Origin of the sequence: Lysinibacillus sp. KU-BSD001, from assembly GCF_042920265.1 — a bacterium.
GTDB lineage: Bacteria > Bacillota > Bacilli > Bacillales_A > Planococcaceae > Lysinibacillus_B.
The window spans coordinates 227,558-251,382 of record NZ_JBDQZI010000003.1 but is presented as its reverse complement, the minus strand read 5'-3'; the positions used below and the strand labels follow the sequence as shown (position 1 = coordinate 251,382).

Here is a 23,825-nt window from a genome sequence, read left to right as displayed (position 1 = left end):
AATGCTTATCACAGATTATATATGTCATATTTTCTTACGTATATGTCAAAAAATAAGAAAAAAAATGTGCATATGCACAAGTATAATGCTATATTTTACGTCATAAGAGAAAGGAGATGGGCGTATGGCAACGGTTTCGCAAATGATGCAATCATCGCTTTTTCCACAACTTCGGTTAATAGCAGGTGAAAGCGGAATTTATCGTAGAGTGAATGGTATAAACATCGTAGAAAAAGAGGAACTGACTATGTTTTGTAGACCGAATGAGCTCGTCGTTACAACCGGTGTGTTAATAGCAAATGATATAAACGCTCTCCAAAGGCTTATCAAACAAACTTTCAATAAACGTACGGCTGGATTCATTATTAATATTGGTCCATACATTGCTCAAATCCCGGATTGTATTATTCAATTCGCTAACGAACACGAATATCCGCTCTTCCAAATGGAGTGGGAACACCGCGTAACAGACTTATTAAAAGCAACGTTTCAATTTATTACGACCAATCAACAAGAACGTTCCTTAGAAGAGCAAGCGATGAATCAGCTTCTCTTTCACTACCAACATCATGCAACCCATCTATCAGAAACACTAGAACGACTCAACTTTCCGAAGCATGCTGAATACGGTATTATTGTATGCGCAACTAGAAGTGAGGCTACGAATATTCAACGCTATGCTACATTCGTTTTAACAGCATTCCAACAACGCTACGAGCATTTTATTCATTTTCAATATCGAAATCAGTTAATCTATTTAATCGATCGGACAAGTGTTAAAACAATCAATATTCCGTTTTCTCAAACCGTCACCTCTATTTATAATCGAATTGAAAAAAGATACGGTGAACTAGATGTCATCATTGGCATAGGGAGTTTTTATACAGCGTTGGAGAAAATCCATAAAAGCTACGAAGAGGCGTTAACTGTTATTCAACTTGCAAACTTGCATAACAATCAATATTTATATAAATATAAAGATATCGGGGCTTATCAAATTATTATGGGCATTGATAATCCCGTATTACTCGAAAATTTTCATCAAGAAATGTTAGGGCGACTGTATCGTTATGATGAATTGAATAACACAGATTTTATTTTGTTTTTGCGCATTTATTTAGAAGAAAACGGCAGTACAAACCGCATTAGCCAACGTACTTTCATTCATCGGAATACCGTACTTTATAAAGTAAACAAAATTGAAACGTTACTCGATATAAACCTTAATAATACGTTTACTAAAACGAATCTCTATCTCGCCTTTTTAATCGAGGATGTGTTAAAACATCGTATGTGATGTGCATCTGCACAAACTTTTTTATCAGAATATTCATTGTTTTCCATATTTAGAGTTGATACGATAGATGTCAGGAATACAAACCTACAATGAAATGGAGTGTTACGTATGACAAATTATAATTATGAAACAGTTCAACAAACTGATAAGGCGCATGTACTTCATTCTTGGTCCAGACAAAACCATATTACCCCAAAGGTGATGACAAAAGCGCAAGGTGTTTATTTTTGGGATGAGCATGATAAGCAATATCTAGATATGTCCTCACAGCTTGTGTATCAAAATATCGGGCATCAACACCCTGCCGTTTTACAAGCGTTCCGCGAAATAGGGACGTACCCATTTGCTGCACCTAGCTTTGCCACAAAACCAAAATCAGACCTTGCAGCGCGCATTATTGCACTAGCTCCTTCCAATATGCAAAAAGTATTTTTTACATGCGGCGGGGCAGAAGCAAATGACCATGCGATTAAAATGGCACGCATGGTCACAGGACGTACAAAAATCTTTTCACGCTATCGCTCTTATCACGGTGCAACATTTGGCGCAGGGAATTTAACAGGTGAAACGCGTCGCTTCAGTGCCGAGCCTGGTTTAAGTGGCTTTGTCAAATTTGATGTACCGCATGCTTATCATGAACCTGTATCATTTGAATCCGAAGAAGCCGTCACACACTATTATTTAAAAAAGCTACGTCAGCAAGTGCTCTATGAAAATCCTTATGCAATCGCCGCCATTGTTTTGGAGCCAATCCCAGGCAGTAACGGGGTCATCGTTCCACCAACAGGCTATTTAGAAGGTGTACGAGCTATTTGTGATGAATTTGGTATCCTACTGATTTGCGATGAAGTCATGACAGGCTTTGGACGCACAGGGAAAATGTTTGCTGTTGATCACTTTAATTTCCAACCTGATATGATGACATTCGCAAAAGGGGTTACATCGGGGTATGCTCCACTTGGCGGAGTCATTGTTAGTGAAGAAATTGCACAGCACTTCGGTGATGAACTGTTACTGACAGGCTTAACATATAGCGGGCATACGATGTGCACACAAATTGGTTGTGCCGCCCTACAAGTGGTAGAAGATGAGCAGCTTGTTGAAAATTGTGCTGCTATGGGGGAACTATTGAAAAAACGCTTAACTCGTATCGCCTCCCATAAATATGTTGGAGAGGTGCGGTCAATTGGTCTATTTGCAGCAGTTGAGCTAACGCGCGATAAAGACACGAAAGAGCCAATGTTACCGCTAAGCCTTGGTTATGGTGTGGATCCTAGTGGCTTTATGAAACGTTTTATGGGCTTACTCATTGAGCGTGGTTTCTATACGTACAGTCATGAATCCTCTGTCATCATCGCTCCCCCTTTAGTGATTACAGCAAATGAGTTAAACACAGCGCTCGATTTATTCGAGGAGGCACTCGCCGAATTTGAATCGATCATCGATGCGGAAGGTGTCGTTACAACATAAAAGATAAAAAGGCATGGTCGGTTAAAACCGACGCATGCCTTTACTTTTAAGACTGCTTATTGATAGAGCCTAATTAAGCATTTACTTTTAATGCTTTAAACTCTTCGATTAACATTGGAATGACTTCGAATAAGTCGCCAACAATACCATAGTCAGCTACTTTGAAGATATTTGCTTCTGGGTCTTTGTTGATGGCTACGATGACTTTAGAGTTCGACATACCTGCTAAGTGCTGAATCGCGCCTGAAATACCAGCTGCAATATAAAGGTCTGGTGTTACAACTTTACCTGTTTGACCGATTTGTAAGGAATAATCACAGTATTCTGCATCACATGCACCACGAGATGCACCCACTGCACCGCCTAGTAAGTTAGCAAGCTCTGTTAATGGCTCGAAACCTTCTTCTGATTTCACACCGCGACCACCAGCTACTACTACTTTAGCCTCTGATAAATCTACACCGTCTGTTGATTTACGTACTACTTCTTTAATGATTGTACGTAAGTTTGTAATATCTACAGTAATTGAAGATACATCGCCAGAACGACCTGCATCTCTTTCTAGTGATGCAATATTGTTTGGACGGATTGTTACAAATGCAACCCCATCTTTTACTTTCACTTTTTCAAATGCTTTACCAGAGTAAATTGGGCGGATAAATACTGCGTCATCACCAGCACCTTCAATTTCTGTCACATCCGAAATTAAACCTGACTGTAATTTAGAAGCAATTTTCGGTGATAAATCTTTCCCTAAAGCTGTATGACCGAATACGATTGCTTCTGGCTTTTCTTGCTCTACAACAGCCATGAATGCTTGGCTGAAGCCGTCAGAAGTATATGTTTTTAAATGTGGGTGCTCCACTGTTACAACACGATCTGCACCGTAAGCGATTAAATCGCTAGCAACACCTGCTACACCATCACCAATTAATACCGTTACTACTTCACCACCGTCAGCAATTTGCTTCCCTGCTGCGATTGCTTCAAATGATACATTACGTAGACTTCCTTCACGCGTTTCAGCTAAAACTAATACTTTGTTTGACATAGATTATCCCTCCATTACCTGTCTATTAGACTACCTTTGCTTCTGTGTGAAGTAGATTTACAAGCTCTTTTACTTGATCTTGTAAATCGCCTTCTAAAATACGACCTGCTGCTTTTTGAGGTGGTAAGTAGATTTCAACTGTTTCTACTTTCACTTCAACATCATCTTCGTCGATATCTAAATCATCTAGCTCAAGTTCTGCTAATGGCTTCTTCTTCGCCTTCATAATACCTGGTAAAGAAGGATAGCGTGGCTCGTTTAAGCCTTGCTGTGCCGTTACTAATAATGGTAAAGAAGTTTCAAGTACTTCCGAATCTCCTTCAATGTCACGTACAATTTTTACTGTTCCGCCATCGATTTCTAGGCTTGTAATTGTTGTTACATAGTTAATGCCTAGTAAATCTGCTAAACGTGGGCCTACTTGACCAGAACCACCATCGATTGCTACGTTACCAGCTAAAATTAAATCTGCCTCTTTATCTTTTAAATACTCTGCTAGAATGTAAGCTGTAGAGTATTGGTCTAGCTCATCTAAATCATCTTCTGTATTAATTAATACCGCTTCATCAGCGCCCATTGCTAATGCTGTACGAAGTTGCTTTTCAGCATCCTCGCCACCGATTGTAACGACTGTTACTTTACCGCCTAGCGCATCACGTTTTTGAATTGCTTCTTCAATTGCATATTCATCGTATGGGTTGATGATGAACTCAGCACCATCTTCTTGAATTTTACCATTTGAAACAACAATTTTTTCTTCTGTGTCAAACGTGCGTTTTACTAATACATAAATATTCATTTTACAGACCTCCTGAAAGCTGATTTATTTGCCTTTAAATACTGGCTCGCGTTTTTCAATAAATGCTTGAATACCTTCTTTAGCATCCGCTGATACGAATACTGTACCAAAGCTTTCCGCCTCCGCTGCAACACCCTCAAAGAATGATGCAGGTTTTGAATATTGCAGCATATGTATTGCTGCTTTCAATGCGACTGGACTCTTCTTTGCAATTTTTTTCGCGATTTCTAACGTTGTTGGCAGTAGGTCCTCATCTGAATATGCACGGTTCGCTAATCCCCACTGGACCGCTTCTACTCCTGAAATTGGATCACTTGTAAACATCATTTCTGCCGCCTTGGCTACGCCAACATAGCGCGGTAAACGTTGAGTTCCTGCAAAACCTGGAATAAGTCCTAACTGTAATTCAGGTAAGCCTAGCTTTGCTTTTTCTGTAACAAAGCGCATATGGCAGCTCATTGCTAGCTCAAGCCCACCACCAAGTGCAGCGCCATGAATTGCAGCAATGACTGGTTTTGAGAACGTCTCTATACGTTCAAATACAAATTGCCCATTTTTCGCTAGCTTTGCGAATTCTTCACCAGTTTGAACATCTGTAAACTCTTTAATGTCCGCTCCTGCTGAGAAAAAGCGCCCTTCACCGTGCAACACAATTACGCGAACAGCCTCATCATGTTCCACTGCATCTAGCAATTCATTTACTTCATTGATTAAGCCTTGAGATAGCGCATTTGCTGGTGGTCGGCTCATTGATACTACAGCTACACCATCATCAACTTTCCAACTTAGAAACTCCATTCTCCCACACCCCTTTTTAAGCTTTTAACCCATTTAACACGAGCTGTGCCACTTTCGGTGATAACGCTAACAAATCGTAGCGGTATTCATTCATGACCCATGTAGTTGTAATTTCGTCTACTGTGCCAAAAACCATTTGACGTGCAAGACGGACATCCATCGTCGGGTTGAACTCACCAGAAAGCATACCCTCAATTAAGATTTGATCTAAAAGCATCAAGTACTCTTTTAGAATCGCATTGATCTTCAGACGAAGTTCTTTATTCGACTGTCTTAATTCTAATTGGGTAACGGTTGCTAAATGACGATCATTTGCTAAGACTTCGAAATGGTTTTCGATCATCTGTGCTAGCTTTTCAGATGAACTATTCCCACTTTTAATTATATCTTGTAATTTCTCTACGAAAAGCCCCATTTTTTCATTAAATATAGAAATTAGTATATCTTCTTTATTTTTGAAGTACAAATAAATCGTTCCATCTGCAACACCAGCTTGTTTGGCGATTTTCGACACTTGTGCTTGGTGATAGCCATTTTCTGCAATAGCTATAACAGCTGCATCGATTATCTGTTTATATTTGGGTTTATCTCGTTTCAAGTTGTTCACCACCAAAAAAATATGAAAACATGAATGACCATTCATTCATATTTTCATATTATAATTTGTTCATCAATCTGTCAACAACTCGCTTCTATTATTTTGCTTCTTTGTTTAAAGTTAACTTCGCTTTTTCTTCTTCTACTAATGTACGGCGTAATATTTTACCTACTGCTGTTTTTGGTAGTTCATCTCGAAACTCATATAAACGTGGCACTTTGTATGCTGCTAAACTTTGGCGACAATGATCGTTTAACTCTTTTTCCGTTACAGTATGCTCTTCTTTTAATACAATATAAGCTTTCACTGTTTCACCACGATATGGATCTGGAATACCTGCAACAACACATTCTTGAATCGCATCATGCTCATACAGTACTTCTTCTACTTCACGTGGGTAAATATTGTATCCACCTGCAATAATCATATCTTTCTTTCGATCTACTACAAAGAAGTAACCGTTTTCATCCATATACCCTAAATCTCCTGTCAAAAACCAACCGTCGGCAAATGTCATCTCTGTATCCTCTGGCCGATTCCAATAACCTTTCATTACTTGCGGCCCTTTCACCGCAATTTCCCCGATTTCACCAGGTCGTAATGGTTCACTTTCGCCAGCAAGTAAAATGACTGCATCTGTGTTTGGCCAAGGTACACCGACTGACCCGACTACACGATGGTCCCAAATGAAGTTTGCATGCGTGACTGGGGAAGTCTCTGTCAATCCATATCCTTCCACAAGCTTACCGCCTGTAACCTCTTCAAATTTTTCTTGTATTTCAACGGGTAGCGGCGCCGAACCACTTAGACAAGCTTTAATGGATGATAAATCATATTCTCCAATATCAGGATGATTTAATAACGCAATATAGATTGTCGGTGCTCCTGGGAACAATGTTGGTTTTTGTTTATCAATCGTTTTTAATGTATCCTCTACATCAAACTTCGGCATTAATACCATCCGATTTTTCGTCATAACTGCTAAAATAAGTACGGTTGTCATACCGTAAACGTGGAAGAATGGGAGAATGCCCAAAATCGTCTCTTGACCGGCTTGGCATTTGTACATCCACGCATCACACATCATCGTGTTCGCAACTAAGTTTTTATGTGTTAACATAACACCTTTTGGGAAGCCCGTTGTTCCACCTGTATATTGTAACAGTGCTAAATCTTCTTCAAAATTAAATGGTATAGATAATTCCTTTAATGGTGCTGAACGCATAATTTCTGTAAATAAATGATTCATACCACTATGCTCTACTTTCACACTAAAACCATATTGCTTTTTTTGAATAAACGGATAAACAAGGTTTTTAGGGAATGGTAAATAATCTTTGATCCCTGTCACAATGACATTTTCAATTTGTGTCTCTTTTAATACCTTTGTAATACGTGGATATAAAATGTCCAAAGCTAAAATAACCTTTGCACCAGAATCAGCCATCTGATATTGCAATTCACGCTCTGTATATAGCGGGTTTGTCTGTACAACAATTCCACCTGCATACAGAATACCGTAATACGCAATAACCGCCTGAGGACAGTTAGGCAGCATCACTGCTACACGATCTCCCTTTTCCACCCCTAAGCTTTGTAAATAGTTTGCAAACCTTAATGCTGATTCATATAGCTCTTGATAGGTGATATCCTTCCCTAAAAAATGAATGGCGACCTTGCTTGAATTTGTCTTATAAGCATCTGTTAAAAATTGCTGAACTGGAATTTCAGGGATTTCAATGTCGTGCGGAATTTGTACTGGATACTTTTGTAACCATACCCTCTCTGTCATTAACCTCTCTCCCCTCAAATCAAACGTTTTAATTTTCTGATTATTTAATATTATAATAAAAAAAGAAAGTAGTTTCAAACACTTTTTACTTTATTTTTCATTTTTAGCTCGAATATGTATTTTTTCTCTTGTTAAACAACATTTCTTAAGTAACGATAGAAAGAAGCACATCACTTAGAAATGCTATTTTAGAAATATATTTTTTCAAGCGTGTTGATTTACCTTTTATTATTAATACAGTCTTATGAAACGTTGATTTCCGCTCCATTCGGCTCGCTTTCCACGGGCATGGCCTCAGCCTCCTCGTCGCTCGTACCTCACTCCTGCGGGGTCTTCAGCTCATGCTATTCCCGTAGGAGTCTCGCCGATTCCGCTTCAATCAACTGGCAAGTCATTTTTGATCACGTTTTGCTAAAAAACCACGCTTCTATACAGGAAATATTTTGATAATCAACATACCTAATATTTTTTCAGATATGTTGATTGCCACTAGGACTGACTCGCTTTCTTTTCCTGCTAGAGTCGAGTCGCCTCCGCTCCAATCAACGCGCAAGTATCCTTTATCAACCATTCCACTAAAAAAGCACACTTACCATCTACTACTATTTGTATAATAAACACACCTGCTATTTTTCGTTCACCACCCATATAACTAAAAACAAAAAAACTAGTAGATGAAATAAATGTCACCTACTAGTCTGCTGCTTATACATTTACTAAATAATAAACCCCAATGACTACAAAAAGAATACACACAACGATTAATACTTTTGATAATGTTTCCATTTTTTCTTCTCCTACAAAATGCTTGCGCCAATGATGAATGACAACCCTAATGAAATGGTAAATGAAATAAATCCAACAGAGCGATTGTCCTTTTCAATTTCTTCATCAATTTTAAAGCTCGGCGTTAAAAATTCAAATAAAATATATGCAAAAATCAATAATACAAACCCATATAAACCCCAACCAATCATTTCTAAAAGTGTGGAATGGCGTTCAATGGAATAGCGAAAAATATTACATACCCCTAAAATTTTCCCGCCTGTTGCAAGCGCTACAGCAACATTCCCGTTTTTAATTTCTTGCCAATTTTTATATTTCGTCACGACTTCAAATAACACCATTGCCACAACTAAACAAAGAACAACTACACTAAAATAACCGGCAGTTTCAACTAAAGGGTTTTGCCAAAATGATGAACCAAGCATCTAATCTCCCCTTTTACTTTAATTCGACTACGGTTACACCAAAGCCGCCTTCTCCCGCTTCACCATAACGGAATGATTTTACACGCTTATGTGTTTTCAAGAACTGCTGAATCCCTTGACGTAATGCACCAGTTCCTTTCCCGTGAATAATCGATACGCGATGGTAATTTGCTAAAAGTGCATCATCTAAATATTTCTCTGTGCGTAAAAGTGCATCTTCATATCGTTCCCCTCGAAGGTCGAGTTCAAGTTTCACATGACTATTGCGATTTTTTACATTCGCTACCGTACGTGTGACTTGCTCTTTTTCAGGCTTCACATATTGTAAATCGGCCTCATCTAGTTTCATTTTTAAAATACCAATTTGCACAACCCATTCACTATCGCCTGATTTTTCAAGGAGCGTCCCCTTTTGGCCATAGCTTAACACTTTTACTTCGTCGCCCACTTTTAAGCTTTGTGCTCGTTCACGTTCTGCTGCTACCTTTTTCAATACTTTGTTTTCTTCTTTTGGTGCAGCTTCCTCTAATCGTTTTTTCGCATCAATTAATTCATGTTCTTTGACAATGCGACTTGCATTCTTTTGCATTTCACGCAGCTCGCCAATAATTTTTTCTGCTTCTGCTTTTGCTTCATCCACGATTCGGCGTGCCTTGTCTTTTGCTTTTTTCTCTAGGCTTTCTTTTTTCTCATCATACGTACGTAAGCGTTCCTCTAGCTGCGCACGAATGCCCTGTGCCTCTTCTAATAAGGCATGCGCCTCATCTGCCTCTCGCTCTGAACGAAGGCGGCTTTCTTCTAAGGAAGCAATCATGGATTCTACTTCATGCCGATCTGTACCTGTAAATGATTTTGCTTGCGTAATAATGTGCTCATTTAACCCGAGTCGCTTCGAAATTTCAAACGCATTTGAACGACCTGGTACACCGATTAATAAGCGGTATGTCGGACTAAGTGTCTCCACATCAAACTCGACCGATGCGTTGACAACACTTGGACGATTGTAGCCATACGCTTTTAACTCTGGATAGTGCGTCGTTGCCATTACCCGTGCACCACGTCCTACCACTTCATCTAAAATGGAAATTGCGAGTGCTGCCCCTTCTTGTGGATCTGTACCAGCGCCAAGCTCATCAAATAATACAAGTGATTTATCATCAAACTTCGCTAAAATATCAACAATATTCACCATATGAGAGGAAAATGTAGATAGCGATTGTTCAATCGATTGTTCATCCCCAATATCTGCAAAGATTTGTTCAAAAACAGCAAGCTCTGAACCATCTAGTGCCGGTACTGGTAAACCAGACTGTGCCATAATTGTACATAAACCAACTGTTTTTAATGTAACCGTCTTACCACCTGTATTAGGACCTGTAATAACAATCGCTGTTACCTCTCGACCAAATTCAATCGTATTGGGTACGGCTTCTTCTATTGGTAATAATGGATGACGTGCACGCACTAAACGCGTATAGCCTTGTTCGTTCATTTTCGGCATCGTACATTTATGTGCTCGACCATATTTCCCTTTTGCTAAAATTACATCAATTTCACCGAGTAAGCCGACTAATACAAATAAATCATGTGCTACTTCTTGTACCTTTACAGAAAGTTCAAGTAAAATGCGCTCAATTTCTGCTTGCTCTTTTACTTTTAAACGCTGTACTTCGTTGTTTGCTTGTACAACAGCATCTGGTTCAATAAAAAGCGTTTGACCAGAGGAAGATTGGTCATGAACAATCCCACCGTAATGACCGCGGTATTCTTGTTTTACGGGAATAACAAATCGATCGTTACGAATCGTAATAATAGCGTCTGACAGCATTTTCGCTGCATTCGAACCACGAATTAAGCTTTCTAATTTTTGGCGAACTTTTGCTTCTTCCGCACGTAATGATTGACGAATGGAACGTAACGCTGAGCTTGCGGAATCCAAAACTGCGCCATTTTCATCGATGCAATCATTGATTTCATGTTGTAATGCTGTTAATACAGGCATCTGCTCTTTACGTTCTACAAAGTGTGGAATTTGGATTGTATCTTCTGATTCAATGTCTTCAATAAAATTGCGTAAAATGCGACTTGCTCGAATCGTACTCGCAATTTCCATTAATTCCATTGGGCTAAGCATCCCACCAATTTGTGCACGCTTTGCATGTGGGCGCACATCAAAAATGCCGCCCATTGGTACATCGCCTTTCACACGAAGGATAGCTAGCCCCTCGTCCATTTCTTCTAATAAGGCAACGACTGTATGAAAATCCGTTTCAGGTACTAACTCCTCGATTGCACGCTTCCCAATAGAAGACGTACAGAAGGTTGCCACCTGCTGACGTACTTTATCAAACTCTAGTGTTTTCAATGCGCGTTGTGCGATCATGAACAACACCTCCAAAACTCAAATTATTTATGTTTACGGATAAACTCCTCAAATTGATTCATATTCCATGTATTTACGATTAACTCTTTTTTCAACCATGCTTTTTGCGCATATTTAACACCAATATCCATAAAGCGTAATTGATCGATGGCATGCGCATCTGTATTAATGGCAATTGGTACATTTTTCTCCATCGCCATTTGCAAATGCTCTACACATAAATCGAGCCGGTATGGATTGGCATTCAACTCTAATATTTTACCATACGCTGCTGCCCACTCAATCAGCTGTGGGACATCTGGCTCGTAACCGCTACGCTGTCCAATAATCCGACCAGTTGGGTGTGCAATCATATGCACATACGGATTTTTCACCGCGCTGAATAGACGCTCCATAATTTTCTCTTGCGGTTGTGAGAAGTTAGAATGAATCGAGGCAATGACAAAATCCAGTTCACGCATAACTGCATCATCAAAATCTAGCGTTGTATCTGGTAAAATGTCCATTTCTGTCCCACGGTATAAACGAAAATGTGGATGCGCCTCATTAAATGCGAAAATTTCCAGCTTTTGTTTCTCTAAACGCTCTGGTGTTAACCCATTTGCTACTTTTAAATATTGCGAATGATCTGTAATAACACCGTAATGATAGCCACGTGCAATGAGCGCTTCCCCCATCTCATTCACAGAATGTGCACCATCTGACCATGTTGTATGCATATGCAAATCACTTACAATATCCTCCAGCTGGACAAGCCCAGCTAATTCCTCTAATCGCTCTAGCTCATTACCACTTTCACGTACTGTTGGCGGAATAAAAGGCAGATCAAAATGAGCGAAAAAGGCGTCTTCCGTTTCAAATGTTGCCATTGTACCATCCGGTTGTTCCACCCCGTACTCACTAATTTTCTTCCCTTGTGATTTCGCAAGTTGACGCATACGTACATTATGGTCTTTTGAGCCTGTGAAATGATGTAGTGCTGTCGCAAATTCATGTAATTTTACTAATCGGAAATCGACACTCACCGGTTCTTCACGGTCTAAAATGAGGGAAATTTTCGTATCACCTGCTGCTACTGTCTCTAATGTAACAAGACGTGATAAAATAGCTTCTCGTACAACTTCATGTGCTTCCGTTGCTACAATGAAGTCAATATCTTTACTCGTTTCTGCTACACGTCTAAAACTACCTGCTACCGAAAACTTTTGCACTTCAGGCAGACTTGCAAGCAGCTCATTAATTTCAAATACGACAGGCTCTAATTGCCAAACCGGTAGACGTTCAGCACGCTTCCCAAAGTTTTCGAGCTCTTTTAAAATCTTCTCTTCCGTTTTCGCACCAAATCCTGCTAGCGTTTTCACATGACCTTTTTCACACGCTACCTTTAATGATTCCGCATCGACAATGCCTAGCTCTTGGTATAATTTCGCTAGCTTTTTGCCGCCAAGACCAGGTAATTTCATTAACGGGACTAGTCCTTTCGGAACCGCCTCTTCTAACTCTTCTAACACGCTTGATTTTCCATGTTCAATCAATTCATGAATCACTGCAGCTGTTCCTTTTCCAATACCTTTAATCGTTGTAATATCATCTATTTCACTTAAAGAACGTTCGTCTGCCTCAAGTGCAGCGGCTGCTTTGCGAAATGCTGAAACCTTAAATGGATTTTCTCCTTGTAACTCTAAGTATAATGCTATCTTTTCTAATGTACGGATAATGATTTTCTTATTCAATAAAGCCGCCTCCTCTAATCATTATAAAAAATACTTCTCTCAAAAGTGAGAGAAGTATTTTGCTCTTCCATTATTTTGAGTAAATATACCACCAATTTTGGAACAATGATGAAATAATTGGGGTATGTTCTAATATCAAACCAGTAAAGATAGAGCTATCTAATCGAGCTTGTAATCCCTCAAGCGGTAATAGTGCCAACACATATAATCCGATAAATAGTAAGAAATACAGTTCTATAAAGCCAAGTACGGCACCTAGCAATCGATTGATGGGGCCAAGAACTGGGAGATACTTCAAAAAGTCGAGCATCGACCCGAGTATTTGTAAAATGAGCTTTGTCATAAAGAAAATAATTGCAAATGCAATCACACGATAAAATGTGCGATCAACATCTAGTTGTTCAAGTCCTAGTATGGACGTTGCACTTTCTGCAAACCCTGGGTAAGGAATCCATAATAAAAACTGTTGTGCAAGCGACTTGTAATAAATCAGCGCCACAAGAATGGCGATAATAAATCCAAACATATGAATTGCTTGAACAACGAGCCCACGTCTCCAACCGATGATGACACCGGCTATTAAAATAAGTAGTATTAATAAATCTAGCATTTACTTCAATCCTTTAACTTTTTCAACTGCTCTTCAAGCGATTCTATTTGCTCTTTTAGCTGCAATAATTCATGCACAGTATTAACAGCTGTTAACACAGCCAGCTTGGCATTATCCAGCGTTGGGTTATGAACGCTAATTTCACGCATTTTATCATCTACGATCGAAGCAACTAATCGCATATGTCCCGTAGATTCTGTACCAATGATTTTATATGTCTGTCCGTATATATCAACCGAAATTTTATTTTTTTGTTGTTCAGCCAAAAGTGATCCCCCCACCAGCATAAGCAATAACAACCTAGGGTTAACGCCTTTCATAACTTCCCATTAGGCCTCTCGCTCAGCGAGTACAAATTTAACCCCTCTTTATGTATAAAACGATAATACATATCATACCATTTTCACTTTATATCTAGCAACTCTATAGCCGAATAAACCTTATTATAACAACAAATAGCCTTATTTCCTGAAAAACTGAAGTTTCGTATAAAATAAAAATATTATGCATATTCATTATCTATGTTCATTTTAAAAAGTAGCAAATATTAATTTACAAGCCTTTATGCTAGCCGCATGTCTCTTTCACTAATCAACCATAATTAAAATACACTCGTGTGGATTTACCTCTTATTTGTGAAAGAGAACATGGGAATACGTGGATTTCCGCTACGGCTGACTCGCTTTCCGCAGGCACGGCTTTTCCTGCTGGAGTCGAGTCGCTTCCGCTCCAATCAACTGGCAAGTCATTTTTGATCACGTTTTTGCTAAAGAAACACACTTCTATACAGGAAATATTTTCATAATCAACACACCTGGTCTTTCTTTTACTCTAACCAAAATAAAGCACTCCCTTTAACGGAAGTGCTTTTAGACGAATTATTTTTAAGCGTTTTATTTTCTTGAGGAATTAAAATCTACATGTTATTTTTCTGGAAATTAGATGTGTTAAATATACTTGTTGTGGTTCATCATAGAGTTGCATTGTCAACTCTTTATGCATTTCTTCAATTTGAATCTCTTCTAGTAAAGAACCAAATTCAATAAATTGTTGATCAAATGTTGGTTGACGCCCATTCGCTATATATCCCAATACTACAGCATAAGGCTTTTCATACTCAAATTCCATATGCAAGGCACCATAAATCATTTGATGTTGCACAAAGTCATATACATAGCACCCTTGTGCATCCAATCCATCAATCAAGAAAGATTTTGGACATAAAATAACAGGAACCATATCCATTACTGTCCCTTCTTTATTTACATCCTGAATACTTTGTTGAATTATTTGTGCAAGCACATTTTTATGTAAAATTGGTTGCTGATAGGATAAAATGGAAGTTGACGTACGAATCGAACAGGGAATCGTTAAATAAGTAGGACCCCCATAGACTTTCGTAAGTGTTTCTCTAATCAAATAATGTCATTCCCATAAACTGGCGCTCCTTTAGGTCCAGGTTGCCATGTATCATGAGCTTGGTCAGTAACGGGTGTATTTAGCGCTGCTACACCGATTGCTACAATTGCAACAATGACGATCAATAACTTTTTCATATGATTAACCTCCTTTAACCTAACTATATAGGACATATTTAGTTAACTTACAGAGGTTAAATAAAATGAAATTTGATAGCAGTCACTAGGTATTTTCCCGAAAAAAATTAACCAATCTCAATCCCCTGGTATAGATATTTTACTAAAAAGCTACCATTTTTATTATTTTAATGATTGCAAAGCTTCTCTATAATATTCGCTGGATTTCTTATAAAAGCGGAGCTCCATATAATAGTCGCCTAATGTTTGTGCAATTTCTTTTACTAACTTGCCTAATACATGCTCTTTTGCTAAAAGGAGCGCCTTTTTCATTTCCTTTTCGTACCCAATCTCATCTTGGCGCATTTTCAACATATTGGCACGCACCGTCATGAGTTGAATATAAATATAATTCATTTGAAAGCGTTCTGCTAATGCCATCGCTCGTTCACTATAAGCTTGAACTTGCACCCACTGTTTTTGTGTAAAATATAAATCAACTAAACTTTTTAAAACATATACTAACGGTGCGTGTTCCTCTAATGTATCGGCTAACGCTACGTACCTTTGCAAGGCCGCTTCCTCATTACCCATTGCCTCATCTAATCTACCCCAATGATATTCTAACATAAACAGGGTAGTGTTTTGTCGCACTCCAGGGTATTCGTTTAAGTGGTCAAAAGCTAATTGTAAACTGGACTTAGCTTCTTCAAAATTTTCATTATATGTATACTGTATTGCCATTGAAATCAATACATCGATTACTTCAGCATATTGCTCTTCTTGCTCAAATAATTCATATGCTTGCTTCGCATAAATTAAGCTAATATGCATGTCATCAAAAATGCGCTGCTTTGTTAAGCTTAAATTATAGAAGATTTTCGCCAGTTCTAAACGACTTTTACTCCCATAATCCTTTGCCTTTGTATAATAGTAGTCTGCCGAATGGAATTGTTGCTGACTATAAAAGTAATTGCCTAACAAATTATAAAATACAAACACATCATGCATATCCTCTAATATTACATTTGTCTCCATTGGAATGATTTTTTCACACAGTTCATATAGCCGCTGGGCATCAGCGATTTGCGTATTGCTAATATAATATTTCATTAATAAATTAAACACTTTCACCTGCAAATCCATCGATAATATTTCATATAATGCGAGGTGTAATGTCGATATTTCTTTCTCTGTCAATCCTTCTTCCTGTCGAACTTTTTTCTCCAGTTGTTGAATTAGTGCAACGTAATATGCTGTTTTTTCTGTCCCAAAGGCCGAAGACTCTACTTCAAGTTTCTTCGTAACCTTTTCGAGAAAGCTCGCAGATGGTGAAGTTTTACCATTCTCAACTTTACTTAAATATGCTGTCGAACAAATGCCGGCTGCTAATTCGACTTGAGACAATCCTTTATAAATTCTTAACTGTCTCAGCTTATCGCCTATCTGCATATGAACCTTCACTCCTAAATCTATGTTATCCTTTATATTTTAACAGAAGGGCATCGCGAAATTAACATCCTTCCTATGATTAGGTGACCAGCAACGAATTATTATCACCAGCTGCTTATTCCATTAGACATCTCCCCTGCCCACCTGTACACTTAACATAAAGTGAACAAAATGAGGGTGACGTAAATGACCAATATTGTATTACAACTTTCTAAAGAAGAGATAAACAAAGTACAAAGCTACTATGCTTCAGATCGTATAGAACGAAATGCACCAGGCGTAGTATTTGCCGCAAAGTTAGTAGATACCGCGATTACCGTTTATAAATCTGGCAAAGTTATGTTTCAAGGAGCTGGGGCTCTTCGTGAATCAGGACGTTTTGGCGTAGCAGATGAGGCTACTGTAAAAAAAGGAAATGGGGCGAAAGGAGATACACTGCCCGAAAACTTTTCAACACTTTCGGTTATTGGGTCTGACGAAACAGGAACTGGTGACTATTTTGGACCTGTAACGGTAGCGGCAGTCTATGTGCCAGCTAATCAGATTGCACTCGTTGAAGAGCTCGGTGTGAAGGATTCTAAACAATTAACAGATGATTATATGCGCAAAATCGCACCAGACTTAATGAAAGCCTGTGTTCATAGTATTCTCACACTACGCAATGATAAATATAACACCATTCAAGCAAAGGGCTACTCCCAAGGAAAAATTAAAGCAATGATGCACAATCAAGCCTTAAAAAATGTCCTCACTAAAATGACACCAGAAAAACCAGCATACATTCTCATTGACCAATTTGCTGAACGTAATACTTACTATAACTACCTTCAAAATGAAAAAGAATTAGTACGTGAAAATGTACTATTCTCCACAAAAGCTGAAAATCTACACGTAGCGGTTGCAACGGCTTCTATTCTCGCCCGTTATGCCTTTTTAAAAGAGATGGACCGTTTAGCTGACATCATTGGCTTCCCATTACAAAAAGGAGCAAGTGGCAAAGTAGATGAAATGGCTGCACGTATTTTAGCAAAGCACGGTGAAACAACATTAAAATCCATCTCCAAATGGCATTTTGCCAATACGGAAAAAGCGAAAACATTACTACGCAAAAAAGCACAGGACTGAACTGTGCTTTTTTATATGTCCTATCATCAAATAATTATATAATTCAGAAAAATGATTTTTACCTATATTATCCTTTATAATACCAACGGGAAAATGTTACATACAGTATGAAATAATTATATTATTTATGGGGGATATTTTCAGAAAAAATGAGGAAAATTTTACATTTAAGTTTACAGAAAAAATTACTATTTGCGTTTGCTATGATTTTAGTCATCCCAACGCTTATCATCGGATTGCTATCTTACTATAGTGCAAAAACACAAATTGAAACGCAACAAATGGCAAGTGCTAAAGCGAGCATGGAATTATTAAATGCCAATATTTCTTCAACAATTGAGCCCAAACTCAATGATGCGCAATACTTTGCACAGTTTTTCAAACAAACATCGAGTGAAGAAAACTTGCGAACAAAGCTTGCCGATTATTTAGCGATACACCCTGAAGCGTTGATTGCCTATGTCGGAAAAGCTGACGGCAAAATGATTCGTGAGCCATATTATGAATATGCAAGTACATTCGACCCACGCAATCGTCCTTGGTATGAAGCCGCTATTGCAAGCAATGGACAGCCCATTATTACCGCTCCTTATATTTCAACAAGTTCAGGTGAATTAGTACTAACGGTGGCCCAACAATTACAAGACAGGTCTGGGGTTTTTGGTATTGACATTAGCATTGAAACATTAAAAACGATTGCAAACCAAGTAAACATTGGTGAGCAAGGCTATGTCACACTATTAGATACACAAAAAAAATACATTGCACACCACGAAATGGACAGTGCAACGGAAGCAACTGAAAGCTATATCGAGAAAATTTATACGAATACGAACGGGCAACTAGAGGCAACTGAAGGGTTTATTTACTATTTAACGAATGATATAACGGGATGGAAGTTAGTTGGGACGATGCTGCCAGACGAGGTACGTGCAGCCGCTGCCCCTATTTTAAAAATTAATTTTTCGGTTTTAGCGGTTGCCTTTCTGATTGGTGGCATCTTCATTTTATTCATTATTCGCTCGATCACAAAGCCAATTTTAGCGTTACGTGATACAGCTGTCACTGTGAGTGAAGGCGATTTAACAAAACATATTGAAGTAAAAACAAATGATGAGATTGGTCAACTTGCAGAGGCATTCAATACAATGAAGCATCGTTTACGTGATGTTTTATACCAAGTAGAGGATAGCACCCATGCTGTACATCAAGCTGCAAACATATTGGATGCAAGTGCTACACAGGTGATTCATGCGACAGAGCAAACTTCAAATGCAATTTCAGAAGTTGCAGCGATTGCTGATGAACAAATGCTACGTAACGAAGAAAACACACAATCATTGACTATCGTTGCTCAAAATGTGATGGGGATTGCGAAAGATACACACGATGTCTCAGCGCTTTCACACAAGGCCATGACACAAGCGGAAATAGGTAGTACTTCGATTCACGGCGCCGTATCACAAATGGCTCAAATCGAGCACTCTGTAACGGAAACAGACCGTACTATACGTAGCCTCTACGACCGTACGAAGGAAATCAATTCGATTTTAGATGTCATCCAAGAAATTTCCAATCAAACAAACTTACTTGCATTAAATGCCTCTATTGAAGCTGCACGTGCAGGTGAGCATGGAAAAGGCTTTGCTGTTGTCGCAGATGAAGTACGCAAACTAGCAGAGGATTCAAAAAACTCGACAGAAAAAATTAATCAGCTCATTCAATCGATTCAAGCAGGAACAGCCAATTCTGTTCAAATGATGCAAGACACATTGAATGATGTAAATCAAGGGATTGTCATATGTAACGAAAGCGCAGAACGCTTTGATCAAATTTTAGTAAGTATGCAGCAAATCGTACCAACGATTAACCAAATGTCCACAACGACACAAGAAATTGCATCGCGTGTTCAAGAGGTTACGGTATCTGCAGAGCAGTTAACAGAAAAAGCACACATGAATGCACGCTCGACAGAAGAGGTGGCCGCATCGTCTGAAGAAATATTGGCTTCGATGGAAGAAATGGCTGCATCCGCTGAATCATTATTAACAACAGCCAACCACCTTCAGCAAACGATGGGCCATTTTAAAATAAAATAAAATAAAATAAAGCAGTATTACTACTAATTAAATAGACGAAAATGCGGTAAGCAACGAAAATCATTCCATTGCTTACCGCATCTTTTATTTTCTAGCGACGTGCACTTTTAAATTTTTCCCTTTGACCGTTGTATGTTTCATTGCCTCTAATACAATCGATCCTTTGCCATTTAAAATTTCAACAAAAGTGGATTGATCCAAAATTGTAATAATACCAATATCTTCTGCACTCATCCCAGGAATTTTTGAAATCGTTCCGACAAAATCGACAGCACGTAGTTTTTTCTTTTTGCCACCGTTAAAGTAAAGCTTCATAATTCCTTCGTTCACTAGTTCCTTCTTTGCCCGCTTTTTCTTCGGCGTCTGACTCATCTTTCGTTCAAATAACGGCTCCATTTTCACGACTAACTCGCCATCTGGTCTTTCTGCTTTTGGTAAATCAAAGCCGACATATTCCTCAATTTGTGCTAAAAATTCATTTTCATATGGTGTGACAAATGTAATCGCCTTTCCTGTCAATCCCGCGCGTCCTGTTCGACCTGCTCGATGCACATAGGCTTCTTTTTCTAATGGTATATCAAAGTTAATGACATGTGTAATGTGGTCAATATCAATGCCACGTGCCGCTACATCTGTCGCTACTAAGTAACGAAATGCACCTTCCTTAAAGTCATTCATTACAAGCAGACGTGTCGATTGATCCATCCCCCCATGTAACTTATCTACACTATAATCTAAATCATATAGCTCATCATGTACTTCGTCGACTCGATCCTTTGTACGACAAAAAATGATACAACTATCCGGATTTTCTACAATCGTGACATCTTGTAGTAGCTGCCATTTCTCTTCCTCTGCTACTTCTATGACACAATGCTCAATCGTCTGCGTCACAATTTCTTTTTGTACCTCAATATCAACAGGGGCAATTAAATGTCTAGCTGCTAACGCTTTAACCGCTTCTGGTAACGTAGCTGAAAATAACATTGTCACACGATTGGTCGGGAGATGCGCTAAAATGGCCTCCACTTGTTCGATAAAGCCCATATTAAGCATCTCATCTGCTTCATCAATAACGACGTAGCGAATTTTTTCTAACTTGAGCGTTCCTTTTTCAATATGATCTAACACACGGCCCGGTGTCCCAACTGCTACATGTGTTTTTTGTTGCAATTCTGTTTTTTGAAAATGAAACGGTTGCTTGCCGTAAAGTGGTACCGCTTTAATACGTTTAAAGCGGCCAATGCTTGTGAACTCCTCGGCTACCTGTACCGCAAGCTCGCGTGTCGGTGTTAAGACGAGTGCTTGTGGTTTATTTTCAAGCCAATCGATTTGTTCACAAATCGGAATGGCAAAGGCAGCTGTTTTCCCACTACCTGTTTGTGATTTTACGAGTAAATCAAGATTCGCCAATGCTACGGGTAATACTTTTTGCTGTACTTCTGTTGGCATTGTGTAATGAAGTTTATCTAGTGCACGCTCAATCGGCTCACTTAAATGAAACTGTTTAAAGTTTTGCATACTGTTCCTCCTACCGCTAGCTAGAACTCATTATACATGAAACATAAGAGGCAAGCGGTTTCATTATGACGTTTTTGTTAAATATTTAAATTTCTATATTTCGAAAACGATAAACAACATATCTAAAAGAAAGGGGGTTATGATTTGGAACAAAAGTTGAGAAAAGTAAATAGTATGAAAAACGTGATTCCACACATGTTGCAAATCATTTTAAATGTAAGTTTAACAGTATTAGCCATTATTTTGAGTATTATGCTAATCATGGAGCTTATAGATTTTTTACAAATGGTTTTTTCTTCTGATAAACGCGACTATAAATATTTCCTGGCAAATATCCTCGTATTTTTCTTATACTTCGAGTTCATCACAATGATTGTGAAATATTTCAAAGAAGATTACCATTTCCCATTAAGGTATTTCATGTACATCGGCATTACAGCGATGGTTCGATTAATTATCGTTGAGCACGAGCATCCAATTGATACACTCATTTTCTCGCTCGTTATTTTAGTGTTAATTATCGGTTATTACATTATTAATATCACACCAAGAGAACGACCTGGGGTACGAAAGACAAAAGACGCAACTTAATAGTAGGCAAACCTCCGTTATCTAGGAAGATTAGAATGGAATTACACCCTTTTAGCATAAGTTGAATAGGATAGATAACGTAAAATAAAAATTAAGGATGTATGTTAAATGAGTAAACATATTGACTTCGTTAATCCTGCAGACCCCAGCACTATCCCTAAATTTGTTGATTCGGTTCCCATTCTTCCAGTAGCAATAGCCAAAGCGCATAAAGATTATCCACGAAAATCTTATTACGAAATGACTATGCTTAAAGCCCGCCATCGATTCCATAAAGAATTTCCGTTCTCTACTGTTTGGGGCTATAATGGGCTCGTTCCTGGTCCAACTATCGAAGCGAAAAAAGACCAATCTACATTTGTAAAATATATGAATAAACTACCTACAAAACATTTCTTACCTGTGGATACTACACTTCATAGCGTCTCAGATTCACCAGAAGTAAGGTCCGTTGTCCACCTTCATGGAGCACATGTTGATTGGGAAAGTGATGGTCATCCTGAAGCGTGGTATACACAAAATTATGAAGTGACTGGACCGAAATTTAACAGAGAAGTTCATGAATATACGAATCACCAACCTGCTACTACTTTATGGTATCACGATCACACAATGGGTATGACTAGACTGAATGTTTATGCAGGACTCGCTGGCTTTTACCTCCTTCGAGACTCACTTGAGGAAAGATTAAATCTACCAAGCGGCCAATATGAAATCCCGTTAATGATTCAAGATAAATCCTTTAATGAAGATGGCTCCTTATTCTATCCCGATGCGCCGCCATTCCCTGTTACTGTCCACCCTTCTGTTACACCTGGATTTGACGGAAATACAATTATTGTGAACGGAAAAGTATGGCCGTATTTGCGCGTCGAGCCTAGAAAATATCGATTCCGCCTACTCAATAGCTCTAATGGGAGAGCGTATATTATAAGACTGGCTAATAATCAACCAATGATTCAAATTGGGACAGATGGTGGTTTTTTAACAGCTCCAAACGAAATTATTTCCGCTGAACTACACCCTTCCGAAAGAATTGATATTATTATTGATTTCTCCAATCTTGCAGGAGAACACATTACACTTATGAACGATGACCTGGATACAGATGAACATACAAGCATGATCATGCAATTCCGTGTGGATCTTCCTTTAAAAAAGGAAGATCCGAGTGAAGTTCCTGTAAAGTTAGCGGAAGATATGGGCATGCATGAATCTCACGCACATACCGTTAGAAATTTACCGCTCTCTGCTTCAACCGACCAATACGGCAGACCTATGCTACTTTTAAATAATCGAATGTATCATGATCCGGCTACCGAAAAGCCATCGTTAGATAGTATCGAAATTTGGAATATTATTAATACAACACCATTTCCACATCCAATCCATGTACACTTAGTGCAATTTAAAATTCTTGAACGAAGACCTTTTGATGTAGAACTGTACCGAAATGAAGGGATACTAAAATTTACTGGTGAGCCTGAGGAGCCAAGAAACTATGAACGAGGCTGGAAAGATACAGTGAAAGTAGATGCAGGTACTGTAACAAAAATTATTATGCATTGGAAAGAATATACGGGGAACTATATTTGGCATTGCCATATACTTGAACATGAGGATCACGATATGATGCGGCCGATTCGAGTCATTCCCGATACCCACCCAGTTCAACCACCACATGTAGATGAGCATGAACAGCATTAAAGTAGCGCCCTAAATATTCAGGACGCTTAGAGTGTAGACAAAGTCGAACTTTG

20 protein-coding genes are annotated in these 23,825 nt (G+C 38.6%); 6 read left to right on the top strand and 14 right to left on the bottom strand.

Features of this window, described 5'->3' with window-relative positions; genetic code table 11:
• Positions 1–124: 124 nt before the first annotated feature.
• Together AAGS61_RS06545 and AAGS61_RS06540 are read left to right on the top strand one after the other, a co-directional pair.
• On the top strand, positions 125–1,297 hold the full coding sequence (locus AAGS61_RS06545; protein ID WP_391369027.1) for a PucR family transcriptional regulator: 1,173 nt from the start codon (positions 125–127) through the stop codon (positions 1,295–1,297).
• A gap of 108 nt (positions 1,298–1,405) precedes the next feature.
• Entirely contained in the window at positions 1,406–2,767 is a 1,362-nt protein-coding gene (locus tag AAGS61_RS06540; RefSeq protein WP_391369024.1) for an aminotransferase class III-fold pyridoxal phosphate-dependent enzyme, read from the top strand.
• Between the two features lie 73 nt (positions 2,768–2,840).
• On the opposite strand, the gene AAGS61_RS06535 is transcribed toward AAGS61_RS06540, so the two are convergent.
• From AAGS61_RS06535 to AAGS61_RS06475, 13 genes are all read right to left on the bottom strand, one after another.
• Positions 2,841–3,818, bottom strand: coding sequence for an electron transfer flavoprotein subunit alpha/FixB family protein (locus AAGS61_RS06535; protein WP_391369021.1), 978 nt, complete (start codon positions 3,816–3,818; stop codon positions 2,841–2,843).
• Positions 3,819–3,843: 25 nt separating this feature from the next.
• Positions 3,844–4,617, bottom strand: a complete 774-nt coding sequence (locus tag AAGS61_RS06530; protein WP_391369018.1) for an electron transfer flavoprotein subunit beta/FixA family protein — start codon at positions 4,615–4,617, stop codon at positions 3,844–3,846.
• A 24-nt stretch (positions 4,618–4,641) separates the two neighbouring features.
• Positions 4,642–5,415 (bottom strand): enoyl-CoA hydratase, encoded by a 774-nt coding sequence (locus AAGS61_RS06525; protein ID WP_391369015.1) that lies wholly within the window; start codon positions 5,413–5,415, stop codon positions 4,642–4,644.
• 16 nt (positions 5,416–5,431) lie between these two features.
• Positions 5,432–6,013 (bottom strand): TetR/AcrR family transcriptional regulator, encoded by a 582-nt coding sequence (locus tag AAGS61_RS06520; RefSeq protein ID WP_391369012.1) that lies wholly within the window; start codon positions 6,011–6,013, stop codon positions 5,432–5,434.
• Positions 6,014–6,110: 97 nt separating this feature from the next.
• Positions 6,111–7,805 carry a long-chain-fatty-acid--CoA ligase gene (locus AAGS61_RS06515; RefSeq protein ID WP_391369009.1) on the bottom strand — a complete coding sequence of 565 codons (1,695 nt, stop codon included), beginning with the start codon at positions 7,803–7,805 and terminating at the stop codon, positions 6,111–6,113.
• A gap of 797 nt (positions 7,806–8,602) precedes the next feature.
• Complete coding sequence (locus AAGS61_RS06510; protein WP_391369006.1) at positions 8,603–9,016, bottom strand: DUF350 domain-containing protein; 414 nt, start codon at positions 9,014–9,016, stop codon at positions 8,603–8,605.
• A gap of 13 nt (positions 9,017–9,029) precedes the next feature.
• Positions 9,030–11,399, bottom strand: a complete 2,370-nt coding sequence (locus AAGS61_RS06505; protein ID WP_391369003.1) for an endonuclease MutS2 — start codon at positions 11,397–11,399, stop codon at positions 9,030–9,032.
• A gap of 23 nt (positions 11,400–11,422) precedes the next feature.
• Positions 11,423–13,132, bottom strand: a complete 1,710-nt coding sequence (polX, locus tag AAGS61_RS06500) for a DNA polymerase/3'-5' exonuclease PolX (protein WP_391369000.1) — start codon at positions 13,130–13,132, stop codon at positions 11,423–11,425.
• A gap of 70 nt (positions 13,133–13,202) precedes the next feature.
• Complete coding sequence (locus AAGS61_RS06495) at positions 13,203–13,742, bottom strand: CvpA family protein (RefSeq protein WP_391368997.1); 540 nt, start codon at positions 13,740–13,742, stop codon at positions 13,203–13,205.
• Positions 13,743–13,747: 5 nt separating this feature from the next.
• A complete protein-coding gene (zapA, locus tag AAGS61_RS06490) occupies positions 13,748–14,008 on the bottom strand; it encodes a cell division protein ZapA (RefSeq protein WP_391368994.1) in 261 nt (86 codons plus the stop codon).
• Between the two features lie 643 nt (positions 14,009–14,651).
• On the bottom strand, positions 14,652–15,161 hold the full coding sequence (locus AAGS61_RS06485) for a hypothetical protein (RefSeq protein ID WP_391368991.1): 510 nt from the start codon (positions 15,159–15,161) through the stop codon (positions 14,652–14,654).
• Entirely contained in the window at positions 15,158–15,298 is a 141-nt protein-coding gene (locus AAGS61_RS06480) for a hypothetical protein (protein ID WP_391368988.1), read from the bottom strand. The genes AAGS61_RS06485 and AAGS61_RS06480 overlap by 4 nt, the downstream gene beginning before the upstream one ends.
• Positions 15,299–15,460: 162 nt before the next feature.
• Positions 15,461–16,729, bottom strand: coding sequence for a helix-turn-helix domain-containing protein (locus AAGS61_RS06475; RefSeq protein ID WP_391368985.1), 1,269 nt, complete (start codon positions 16,727–16,729; stop codon positions 15,461–15,463).
• A gap of 186 nt (positions 16,730–16,915) precedes the next feature.
• On the opposite strand from AAGS61_RS06475, the gene rnhC reads away from it, so the two are divergent.
• A complete protein-coding gene (gene rnhC / locus AAGS61_RS06470) occupies positions 16,916–17,854 on the top strand; it encodes a ribonuclease HIII (RefSeq protein ID WP_391368982.1) in 939 nt (312 codons plus the stop codon).
• Positions 17,855–18,003: 149 nt separating this feature from the next.
• The gene (locus tag AAGS61_RS06465; RefSeq protein ID WP_391368979.1) at positions 18,004–19,953 is read left to right on the top strand and encodes a methyl-accepting chemotaxis protein; all 1,950 of its coding nucleotides are present in this window, start codon (positions 18,004–18,006) and stop codon (positions 19,951–19,953) included.
• 84 nt (positions 19,954–20,037) lie between these two features.
• Here AAGS61_RS06465 and AAGS61_RS06460 read toward each other — a convergent pair whose 3' ends face one another.
• Positions 20,038–21,474, bottom strand: coding sequence for a DEAD/DEAH box helicase (locus AAGS61_RS06460; RefSeq protein ID WP_391368976.1), 1,437 nt, complete (start codon positions 21,472–21,474; stop codon positions 20,038–20,040).
• Positions 21,475–21,648: 174 nt separating this feature from the next.
• Here AAGS61_RS06460 and psiE point away from each other — a divergent pair, with 174 nt between their 5' ends.
• Together psiE and AAGS61_RS06450 are read left to right on the top strand one after the other, a co-directional pair.
• Entirely contained in the window at positions 21,649–22,065 is a 417-nt protein-coding gene (gene psiE, locus AAGS61_RS06455; protein WP_391369345.1) for a phosphate-starvation-inducible protein PsiE, read from the top strand.
• 108 nt (positions 22,066–22,173) lie between these two features.
• Entirely contained in the window at positions 22,174–23,772 is a 1,599-nt protein-coding gene (locus tag AAGS61_RS06450; protein ID WP_391368973.1) for a multicopper oxidase family protein, read from the top strand.
• Positions 23,773–23,825: the final 53 nt, after the last annotated feature.

Bases quoted from the DNA above. Each gene is read 5' to 3' on its own strand.
- AAGS61_RS06545 (WP_391369027.1), top strand. From the start codon at position 125: ATGGCAACGGTTTCGCAAATGATGCAATCATCGCTTTTTCCACAACTT.
- AAGS61_RS06540 (WP_391369024.1), top strand. From the start codon at position 1,406: ATGACAAATTATAATTATGAAACAGTTCAACAAACTGATAAGGCGCAT.
- AAGS61_RS06535 (WP_391369021.1), bottom strand. From the start codon at position 3,818: ATGTCAAACAAAGTATTAGTTTTAGCTGAAACGCGTGAAGGAAGTCTA.
- AAGS61_RS06530 (WP_391369018.1), bottom strand. From the start codon at position 4,617: ATGAATATTTATGTATTAGTAAAACGCACGTTTGACACAGAAGAAAAA.
- AAGS61_RS06525 (WP_391369015.1), bottom strand. From the start codon at position 5,415: ATGGAGTTTCTAAGTTGGAAAGTTGATGATGGTGTAGCTGTAGTATCA.
- AAGS61_RS06515 (WP_391369009.1), bottom strand. From the start codon at position 7,805: ATGACAGAGAGGGTATGGTTACAAAAGTATCCAGTACAAATTCCGCAC.
- AAGS61_RS06510 (WP_391369006.1), bottom strand. From the start codon at position 9,016: ATGCTTGGTTCATCATTTTGGCAAAACCCTTTAGTTGAAACTGCCGGT.
- AAGS61_RS06505 (WP_391369003.1), bottom strand. From the start codon at position 11,399: ATGATCGCACAACGCGCATTGAAAACACTAGAGTTTGATAAAGTACGT.
- AAGS61_RS06495 (WP_391368997.1), bottom strand. From the start codon at position 13,742: ATGCTAGATTTATTAATACTACTTATTTTAATAGCCGGTGTCATCATC.
- AAGS61_RS06480 (WP_391368988.1), bottom strand. From the start codon at position 15,298: ATGAAAAAGTTATTGATCGTCATTGTTGCAATTGTAGCAATCGGTGTA.
- AAGS61_RS06475 (WP_391368985.1), bottom strand. From the start codon at position 16,729: ATGCAGATAGGCGATAAGCTGAGACAGTTAAGAATTTATAAAGGATTG.
- rnhC (WP_391368982.1), top strand. From the start codon at position 16,916: ATGACCAATATTGTATTACAACTTTCTAAAGAAGAGATAAACAAAGTA.
- AAGS61_RS06465 (WP_391368979.1), top strand. From the start codon at position 18,004: ATGAGGAAAATTTTACATTTAAGTTTACAGAAAAAATTACTATTTGCG.
- AAGS61_RS06460 (WP_391368976.1), bottom strand. From the start codon at position 21,474: ATGCAAAACTTTAAACAGTTTCATTTAAGTGAGCCGATTGAGCGTGCA.
- psiE (WP_391369345.1), top strand. From the start codon at position 21,649: ATGAAAAACGTGATTCCACACATGTTGCAAATCATTTTAAATGTAAGT.
- AAGS61_RS06450 (WP_391368973.1), top strand. From the start codon at position 22,174: ATGAGTAAACATATTGACTTCGTTAATCCTGCAGACCCCAGCACTATC.